Consider the following 8,743-nt stretch of genomic DNA (forward strand, 5'->3'; position numbering starts at 1 on the left):
CCGCTCGAACGGCCCGCCGCCGGGCGCCGCGCGGGGCTCGCGTTGTTTGAGCCCCAGCGGGTCGGTACCCGACGCCACGTCGAGCAGCGGGTTGACCACCCGCACCGCGCGGCGCAGGGCCAACTCGACGTCGGCATCGGTGATCGCGGGTTCGGTTGTCGACCAGAGCGCCACCCTGGGTCAATGTCCAGTCCGGCGCCGTCTCAAACCATCCCCGGCCCTCAGCGCTGACGGGCCCGGCCCTCAGCCCTGACGGGCCCGGCCCTCAGCCCTGACGGGCGACGATCACCGGGACCTGCGCGTGGTGCACCACCTTGGTGCTGACCGAGCCGAGCAGCATGCCGGCGAACCCGCCGCGTCCGTGGCTGCCGACCACCACCAACTGGGCTTTCTCTGCCTCCTGGAGGAGCTGGTGGGCCGGTCGGTCGCACACGACCACCCGGCGGACCTCCACGTCGGGATAGCGCTCGTGCCAGCCGGCGAGCCGCTCGCCGAGCAGCTCTTCACCCAGGCTCTGCATGGTCGCGTAGGTGACGCCGGGGTACTCGATCGCTATGGAGTCGCTCCAGGCGTGCACCGCGACCAGCGGAACACCCCGGCGTGCAGCCTCGTCGAAGGCGATCGCGGTGGCGGTCTCCGACGCCGGCGAGCCGTCGATTCCCACGAGGACCGGTGCGCCGGTCCTGTCACCCGAATCCTCGTCGTCGTGGATCACCGCGACCGGGCAGTGCGAGTGGTGCACCATCGCCGAGCTCACCGAGCCCAGCACGGTGCGCCCCATCGCGCCCAGACCGCGGCTGCCGAGCACGATCAGGTCGGCGTCCTTGGACAGGTCGATCAGAGTGCCCATGATGGTGTCGGAGTACATCTCGCTGGTGACGGTCACCCCGCCGAGTTCGCCGGCCAGTTTCTCGGCCCGCTCGGTGGACGCCGCCAGCACAGCACGGCCCTCGTCCTCCGGTGTCTTCCCGGAAACCGGCGCCGGCGGCATCTCCGGCCAGGCGACCACCATCGGGGGCCGCAGGACGTGGACGACCTTCAGCGAGGTCTTGCGTGACGCCGCTTCGTGTACCGCCCAATCGACAGCCTTGTCCGAGGGGGGTGAACCGTCCACCGCGACGACGATTCCGCGAGCATTGGTGTATTCGGTGTGGGCAGTCATTGTCCCCATCTCCTTCTGCCCGGTTCTTCCGGTTACACCTCCACGCTAGGACGCAGCGCAAGCACCGTCTGGGGTCCAAGGTCGGGACCGTAGGGCCTAAAGTCCCAAGCCGGCTCAAGACTTGAGGTAGCCGCCGTGGATGCGCAACACGTCCCCGGTCTGGTAGCTGCTGGCGGTGCTGGCCAGATACACCGCGACACCGGCGACGTCGTCGGGGCTTCCCCAGCGGCGGACTGGGACGCGCGGCTGCACCCGTGAGCTGAACCGCTCGTCGGCCAGGCCCTGGGCGGTCATCTCGGTGTCGAACCATCCCGGCGCGATGGTGTTGGCGCGGATTCCGTGCCGGGCCAGCTCGACGGCCATGCTGTCGATCAGTGCGGTCACGCCTGCCTTCGACGCGGCGTAGGCCGGCTGCCGCGGCATGCCCTGGAACGCCCCCAGGCTGGACACCCCGACCAGACTGCCGCCGTGTCCGGCCGCGACCATCTGCCGGGCCGCCTCACGCAGCGTGACGGAACACGCCGTCGAGGTCGACGGCGGTCACCCCCCGGAACTCGGCCAGCGAGGTCTCCAGCACCGGGGTGAAGGTGCCGCGCACCCCCGCGTTGGCGAAACACGATCCAGCCGGCCGAACTCGCCGCGGACCCGGGCCATGGCGTCGGTGACGGCCTGTTCGTCGGTGACATCGCAGGGCAGCGCCAGCACGGGGTTGCCGTCGGAGCGCAGGGACGTGGCGGCGGCCTCCAAACGCTGTGCGGTGCGTGCGAGGAGCACCACCGTGGCCCCGGCCCGCGCCAGGCCGGTCGCCATGCCCAGCCCGATACCCGTGGCGCCCCCGGTGACGACGGTGACATGGCCGGTCAGGTCGAACGGGTCGGTGGGTGTGGCGTCATCGGTCACGAACCGACCATACGTGCGGGCCGGAGTCGGCTTCATCGGCGCCGGCGAGACCTGCGGCAGGGAGGGGAGCCGGCTCGCTCGGTGTTTGCCGGATCGGCAGAGCGGCAATACAGCGTCGTGGGGTTCATCGAGTTCGTCCAGGACCGATGGACAGTGCTGTCCTTTCTCGCCTACCAGCACATGAGCCTCGTGGTTCAGACTCTCGCGCTGGCCACCGCGATCGCGCTGTTGATCGGCGTGCTGATCTACCGCTCCTCGTGGGGGGTGGCACTGGGCAACACCGTGACCGCGGTCGGGTTGACCATTCCGTCGTACGCGCTGCTCGGCGTCCTCGTCGGGATCGTCGGCCTCGGGGTGCTGCCCTCGGTCATCATGTTGTCGTTCTTCGGGGTGTTCCCCATTCTGCGAAACGTCGTGGTGGGGCTGTCCGGGGTGGACAAGACCCTGGTGGAGTCGGCCCGGGCGATGGGGATGAGCCGGCTGACCACCCTGGTGCGCCTGGAACTACCGCTGGCCTGGCCGGTGATCATGACCGGGGTGCGGGTGTCGGCGCAGATGCTGATGGGAATCGCCGCCATCGCGGCGTTCGCCCTCGGGCCCGGGCTGGGCGGCTACATCTTCTCGGGCATCTCCCGGATGGGCGGCGCCAACGCCACCAACTCGATCGTCGCCGCCACGATCGGCATCCTGATCTTGGCCGTCCTGCTCGACACCGTGCTCAACGCCATCACCCGATTCACCACCCCGAGGGGGATTCGTGTCTGACCCGCAGACCATGGACCACCCGGACACCGGCGGCGCCCGCACCGGGGGTGCCCGCATCCTGCTCGACGGTGTGACCAAGCGATACGGCGAATCGGGCGCCCCTGCGGTGGACAACATCTCGATGGAGATTCCCGCCGGGGAGATCGTGATGCTCGTCGGGCCGTCGGGCTGCGGCAAGACCACCACGATGAAGATGATCAACCGGCTGATCGAACCGACCAGCGGCCGCATTCTGATCGGCGACGACGACGTCACCAAGCGCGACCCCGACGAGCTGCGTCGCCACATCGGCTACGTGATCCAGGGCGCGGGTTTGTTCCCCCACTTCACCGTCGGCGACAACATCGCCATCGTGCCGAAGTTGTTGAAATGGGACAGGCAGCGCATCGCGGACCGCGTCGACGAACTGCTGGATCTGGTCAGCCTGGATCCCGCGCAGTACCGCGACCGCTACCCGCGGGAACTGTCCGGCGGCCAGCAGCAGCGTGTCGGGGTCGCTCGGGCGCTGGCCGCCGACCCGCCGGTGCTGCTGATGGACGAGCCGTTCGGGGCCGTGGACCCGATCACCCGGCAGCGGCTGCAGGACGAATTGCTGCGCCTGCAAGAGGACCTGCACAAGACCATCGTCTTCGTCACCCACGACTTCGACGAGGCGGTCAAGCTCGGCGACCGGATCGCCATCCTGCAGGCCGGCTCCAAGATCGTGCAGTACGACACCCCCGAGCAGATCCTGACCAACCCGGCCGACGATTTCGTGCGGACCTTCGTGGGGGCGGGCGCGGCCCTCAAACAGCTGACGTTGACCCGCATTCGCGACGTGGACCTGCATGAGGCCGCCGTGGCACACATCGGCGACGACCCGGCCGACGCGGTGCGCCGCGCCCGTGAGATCGATCGCGAGCACGTCATCGTGCTCGACGCCCAGGACCGTCCCCAGCGCTGGCTCTCGCTCGACGAGCTGGGCGACCCGCACGCCCTGGACGGGGTGTCCCGCGACGACGACCTCGAGTGCATCAGCCTGGCTTCCACGCTCAATGACGCGCTCGACGAGATGTTGACCTCGTCGCACGGCGTGGTCGTGGTGACCGGCCGGCGCAACTCCTACCAGGGGGTGGTCCGGGTCGAGACCATCATGGACGCGATGTCCGGGCTGCGTTCGGCGGCCCATGCCGCGGAGCGCCAACCGTGACCGCCGCCGTCACCGAGGACGCCGCCCACGTACCCGACACAGCGGCCGAGAAACCCGCCGGTCGAGCTGGTTTCGGCTTCCTTCGCTGGGCACTGCAGCCGCTGGTCTGTGCTGTTGCGGTGGCCGGTTGCCTGATCTATGTGCAGATCGCCGACGTGTCCGCGTCCGAGCAACGCTCGCTCGGCGTGCCGAATCTGATCGAGCTGCTGGGCCAGCACATGTCGGTCAGCCTGGCGGCCACGCTGCTGACCTGCGCGGTGGGTATACCGCTCGGCATCGCGCTGACCCGGGGCCGGATGCGGCGCTACTCCAAACCGATCATCACCGTGGCGGGGTTCGGCCAGGCCGCACCGGCGATCGGCCTGATCGCACTCGGTGCGGTGCTCTTCGGCATCGGCGAGGTCGGCGCGGTCGTCGCGCTGACCGTCTACGGGGCCCTGCCGATCGTCGCCAACACCGTGACCGGGCTCGACGGTGTGGACTCCCGTCTGGTCGAGGCCGGGCGTGGAATGGGCATGTCGGGCACCGCAACGCTGATGCGGGTGGAGTTGCCGCTGGCACTGCCGGTGATCGTGGCCGGGGTGCGCACCGCTCTGGTCCTCATCGTCGGCACCGCGGCGCTGGCGTCGTTCACCGGCGCCGGTGGACTCGGTCAGCTGATCACCACCGGCATCAAGCTGCAGCAGCCGGTCACCCTGATCGTGGGCGCCATCCTGGTCGCTGCGCTGGCGCTGTTCATCGACTGGCTGGCCCGCGTCGTCGAAATGGTGGCCGCCCCGAAGGGATTGTGATGGTCATGCGATTCGCCGGGCTACTCAGTGTGATCGTGGCGGCGACGGTGGCCGGGTGCGGTCTGCAGTCGGCGAGTGGGACCGTCCTGCCGGCTTCGCCCGGTTCGATCCGGCACTACGACTCGCTCGAAGGTGTCCCGGTGACGGTGGCGGCCAAGGATTTCACCGAGCAGCTCATCCTCGGCAACATGTTGTCGATCATCCTCAACGCCGCCGGCGCCGACGTCACCAACATGACCAACACGCCGGGCAGCTTCGGTGTGCGCGAGGCCATGCTCTCCGGTGACGCGAACATCTCGCCGGAGTACACCGGCACCGGGTGGATCAACTATCTGGGCCACGAAGACCCGATCAAGGACCCGGTCGCGCAGTGGCAGGCGGTCAACGACGAGGACCAGGCCAACGGGCTGACCTGGCTGCCTCCCGCGCCGATGAACAACACCTATGCGTTCGCCATCCGCGAGTCGGAGGCGCAGCGGCTGGGGGTGACCAAGCTCTCGGACCTGGCCACCCTGGACCGCTCCGAGTTGACGTTCTGCGTGGAGAGCGAATTCGCCAGCCGCAATGACGGTTTCGTGCCGATGCTGGCGACCTACGATCTGACCCGGTCGGATCTCGGTCAGGTGATCACGCTCGACACCGGTGTCATCTACACCGCAACGGCCGACGGTGACTGCAACTTCGGGGAGGTGTTCACCACCGACGGACGGATCCCGGCGCTGGATCTGCGGGTGCTCGAGGACGACAGGCAGTTCTTCCCGCTGTACAACCTCACCGAGGTGATCGACACCGAGCTACTCGACGCCCACCCTGAACTGGCCGAGATCTTCGGCCAGCTCAACCCGCGTCTCACCAACGAGGTGATGTTGAGCCTGAACGCCAGAGTGGACAACGACGGCCAGGATCCCGCGCTGGTCGCCCGGGACTGGCTCATCGAAGAAGGCCTGCTGTCCGCCGAGAAGTAGGCCGTTACAGGGCTCGCCACCAGCGGATCGCGGCATCGGAGTCGGACCAGTACTGCGTCGGAGTCGGGCACCGGGGCGCGTTCCAGGCCCGCACGGCGGTGCGCAGGCGGGTCAACGCCGTCTCCACGGCGCCCCGCCGCGGCTGAACAACCGCCGAACCCGAACCCGAACACGACATGTCGACCTCCCTGGTCCCCGAGTGTCGCAGGGTTACCCGCCGTGGCCGCCGTCAAACACGCCGGAAGGCCCGGTACGGACTCCCGTACCGGGCCTTCCGGGTCGATGTGGGTGGGCTCAGCCGATGCCGACCACGTCCGCAGCGATCGCGGCCAGCCGCGTCTGCGCTGCAGAAACCACCCGCTGGCGGTTCTTGTGCGCTTCCTCGTAGGCCACGATGACGCGGACGTCGGCCGGTTCGCTGAGTTCCTTGACCGCGGTGGCGGCCTCGTTGACGTTGAGGTCGTCGTAGTCGGCGATCGGCAGCTCGGTGACGTCCAGCACGCCGGTGGCACCGCGGACCGCGTGGATGGCGTCCGCAGCGTCGCGGGCGCCCTGCTCGCGGGTGATGCGCTCGGCGGCTTCCAGCGCGGAGTCCCGCGCGCCGGTCAGCGTCTTGGTGACGACCTCGCTGCGGTGTGACCCCCGCTCCACCAGATCGGCGAACGCCGGCCGCACCGACCGCACCGCCTCGGCGACACGCTCGGCGCCGCGCGTCGACCAGGTGAACGGCAGATTCGCCAGCTTGACCGCCAGGCCGGCGGCCGCCTGCAGCGGTGTCCGGCGCAGCGCCGCCGGACCACCCAGCGCATCCTCGGCGAGCACCGTCGTCAGCCATTCGACGGTGGCCGTGTGCGCGGTGATCAGCCGGGTGGCGAGTTCCTCGACCTGCTGGTGCTGGGCGGCCACGGCGAGCGCCTTGACATACCGGGCGCGGTCGAGCAGCTGGCCTTCCAGCGCGAGGTCGCCCAGCAGGGCCTCGTCGAACGGCTCGGCCTGCTCGGTCAGCGCCTTCACCGCCGCCGCGGCGCGGCCCAGGAACGGTCCGATGACGTCGGGGAAGCCGCCGAGGTCGCGGATGGCCTCCTCGATCGCCACCGCCCGGACACGGGCGTTGTCGGCGTTCTGGGACAGCTCGCGGCGCACCGCGTCGGTGCGGGCCTGCGCGACCCGGGTTTCGGCGACCTGGATCTCGGTGTGCGTCAGATCCAGCACGGTGCGCAGCTGGGCGATCAGCGTGGCGGTGGTCGATTCGGTGGAAACAGCCGGTGCAGCCATTGCTTTGTGTTCACCCCTTGTCTGGCGGTTCATTTCTCGTCAGCACGCTTCTCAGCGCTCACCGGCCGCATACCCGATGATTCGCGGTGTCATCGCGATTTCCGCCGCTGTGAGAAACGTGGCAATGATGTGAGACCCGCGCGCTGAACGGGTACCGCGCACGCCGCCGCCGGGGTGGTTTGCCGAGCGGCGGCACGGGTATCTGTGACTCGTGACGACGACGCTGGTGCAACCGCTGTTGCCCGAACCCCGCGGGCCGATCTCGCGGTCCGTGGTGGAGCTGCTCTGCGAACGGGCCCCGCTGCGCCACCTCCCCCGGGTCGAGACCTCGCTGGCCGATGCCGACCCGGCCGGCATCGACGTCCAGCTGGCCCTCTACCTGTGCTACGAACTGCACTACCGCGGTTTCGCCGGGGTGGATGCGCGCTGGGAATGGAACGCCGGGCTGCTCTACCTGCGGGGCCGGCTCGAGGACCTGTTCCTCGACGAGGTGGCACGCGCTGTCGGCGAAATCGACCCCGAGGTCCGCGCGCTCGACGAACTGGACGCGCTGTGTGTCGAACCGGTCGACGGGGAAGGCCTGTCGCACTACCTGCGCGACCGGGGCTCCTGGCAGCAGATGCGGGAGTATTTCGTCCACCGGTCGCTGTATCACCTCAAAGAGGGCGATCCGCACGCATGGGCGATTCCGCGGCTGACCGGGCAGGCCAAGGCATCGTTCGTCGCGGTGGAGTTCGACGAGTTCGGGGGCGGAAAGGGAGCACGGGTCCATCAGCAGTTGTTCGCCGACCTGCTGGCGGCCGCCGAGCTGAACCCCGACTACCTGGGCTATCTGGCCGACGTGCCGGCGCAGGCGCTGGCGGCGGTGAACCTGATGTCGCTGTTCGGGCTGCACCGGCGGTTGCGCGGGGCCGCGGTCGGCCACTTCGCCGCCACCGAGGTCACCTCGCCGCCTGGTTCCCGGCGCATGGTGCAGGCTTTGGAGCGGCTCGGTGCGCCGCAGCCCTGCCGCGCGTTCTACGCCGAGCACGTCGAGGCCGACGCCGTGCACGAGCAGGTGGTGCGCACCGATGTGGTCGGTGACCTGGTGCGCCGGGAACCGCACCTGGACGCTGACGTGGTGTTCGGCATCCGGGCGTTCGACGTGGTCGAGGGCTGGCTGGCCGAGCACCTGCTGTCGTGCTGGCGGTCCGGGCGCAGCTCACTGCGCCGGGAGCTCACCTGACCCGTCGGTGGCCCGCTGCCGTCGTCGGTGGCTGGTGTCGCACAACGGGTAGGTCTTGGATCTGCGGCAGGCGCAGATCGCCACCATGAACCGGTCGGATTCGACGACGCCGCCGTCGGCGAGCTCGATCCGCACCGGGCCCTCGACCAGCACCGGGCCGCCGGGGACGACGCGCACCGTGCGGGCGGGCTGCTCGGTCACGGGGCGTCTGCGCGGATCACCACGATCCGCTCCTGGGTGCTTCCCGGGGGCAGCAGCCCGGCCCGCATCAGCCATGGGGCGCGGGCCGAGAGCACCGGGCCGAACGGGATGAGTTGTTGGGCAACCACTTCAGCACGCATGCCCTGGGCGCGCAGGGTGTTCAGGGTGCGCCGGACATTCGCCCCCCCCCCCCCCCCCCCCCCCCCCCCCCCCCCCCCCCCCCCCCCCCCCCCCCCCCCCCCCCCCCCCCCCCCCCCCCCCCCCCCCCCC

General features: G+C 69.8%; 9 protein-coding genes and 1 pseudogene. 5 read left to right on the top strand and 5 right to left on the bottom strand.

What is annotated here, in order from left to right; all coding sequences use genetic code 11:
- Nucleotides 1-265: 265 nt before the first annotated feature.
- Nucleotides 266-1,162 carry a universal stress protein gene (locus ACXAID_RS25455; protein WP_475024962.1) on the bottom strand — a complete coding sequence of 299 codons (897 nt, stop codon included), beginning with the start codon at nt 1,160-1,162 and terminating at the stop codon, nt 266-268.
- A gap of 114 nt (nt 1,163-1,276) precedes the next feature.
- A pseudogene (locus ACXAID_RS25460) lies at nt 1,277-2,098 on the bottom strand (SDR family NAD(P)-dependent oxidoreductase).
- A gap of 81 nt (nt 2,099-2,179) precedes the next feature.
- Here ACXAID_RS25460 and ACXAID_RS25465 point away from each other — a divergent pair.
- The 4 genes from ACXAID_RS25465 to ACXAID_RS25480 all read left to right on the top strand — a co-directional run bounded on the left by ACXAID_RS25465 (nt 2,180) and on the right by ACXAID_RS25480 (nt 5,772).
- The gene (locus ACXAID_RS25465; protein WP_475024963.1) at nt 2,180-2,827 is read left to right on the top strand and encodes an ABC transporter permease; all 648 of its coding nucleotides are present in this window, start codon (nt 2,180-2,182) and stop codon (nt 2,825-2,827) included.
- Between the two features lie 10 nt (nt 2,828-2,837).
- Nucleotides 2,838-4,016 carry an ABC transporter ATP-binding protein gene (locus ACXAID_RS25470; RefSeq protein WP_475024969.1) on the top strand — a complete coding sequence of 393 codons (1,179 nt, stop codon included), beginning with the start codon at nt 2,838-2,840 and terminating at the stop codon, nt 4,014-4,016.
- Nucleotides 4,017-4,108: 92 nt separating this feature from the next.
- Nucleotides 4,109-4,807, top strand: a complete 699-nt coding sequence (locus ACXAID_RS25475) for an ABC transporter permease (protein ID WP_475024970.1) — start codon at nt 4,109-4,111, stop codon at nt 4,805-4,807.
- A gap of 5 nt (nt 4,808-4,812) precedes the next feature.
- A complete protein-coding gene (locus ACXAID_RS25480; protein ID WP_475024964.1) occupies nt 4,813-5,772 on the top strand; it encodes a glycine betaine ABC transporter substrate-binding protein in 960 nt (319 codons plus the stop codon).
- A 294-nt stretch (nt 5,773-6,066) separates the two neighbouring features.
- On the opposite strand, the gene ACXAID_RS25485 is transcribed toward ACXAID_RS25480, so the two are convergent.
- Nucleotides 6,067-7,047, bottom strand: coding sequence for a ferritin-like domain-containing protein (locus ACXAID_RS25485; protein ID WP_475024965.1), 981 nt, complete (start codon nt 7,045-7,047; stop codon nt 6,067-6,069).
- Between the two features lie 211 nt (nt 7,048-7,258).
- Here ACXAID_RS25485 and ACXAID_RS25490 point away from each other — a divergent pair, with 211 nt between their 5' ends.
- Nucleotides 7,259-8,272 carry an iron-containing redox enzyme family protein gene (locus ACXAID_RS25490; RefSeq protein ID WP_475024966.1) on the top strand — a complete coding sequence of 338 codons (1,014 nt, stop codon included), beginning with the start codon at nt 7,259-7,261 and terminating at the stop codon, nt 8,270-8,272.
- Here ACXAID_RS25490 and ACXAID_RS25495 read toward each other — a convergent pair.
- The gene (locus ACXAID_RS25495; protein WP_475024967.1) at nt 8,249-8,473 is read right to left on the bottom strand and encodes a CDGSH iron-sulfur domain-containing protein; all 225 of its coding nucleotides are present in this window, start codon (nt 8,471-8,473) and stop codon (nt 8,249-8,251) included. The two genes, ACXAID_RS25490 and ACXAID_RS25495, sit on opposite strands and share 24 nt — an antisense overlap.
- Nucleotides 8,470-8,613, bottom strand: coding sequence for a hypothetical protein (locus ACXAID_RS25500; protein WP_475024968.1), 144 nt, complete (start codon nt 8,611-8,613; stop codon nt 8,470-8,472). The genes ACXAID_RS25495 and ACXAID_RS25500 overlap by 4 nt, the downstream gene beginning before the upstream one ends.
- Nucleotides 8,614-8,743 lie beyond the last annotated feature (130 nt).

The organism is Mycobacterium sp. ABE4_509, from assembly GCF_056160785.1.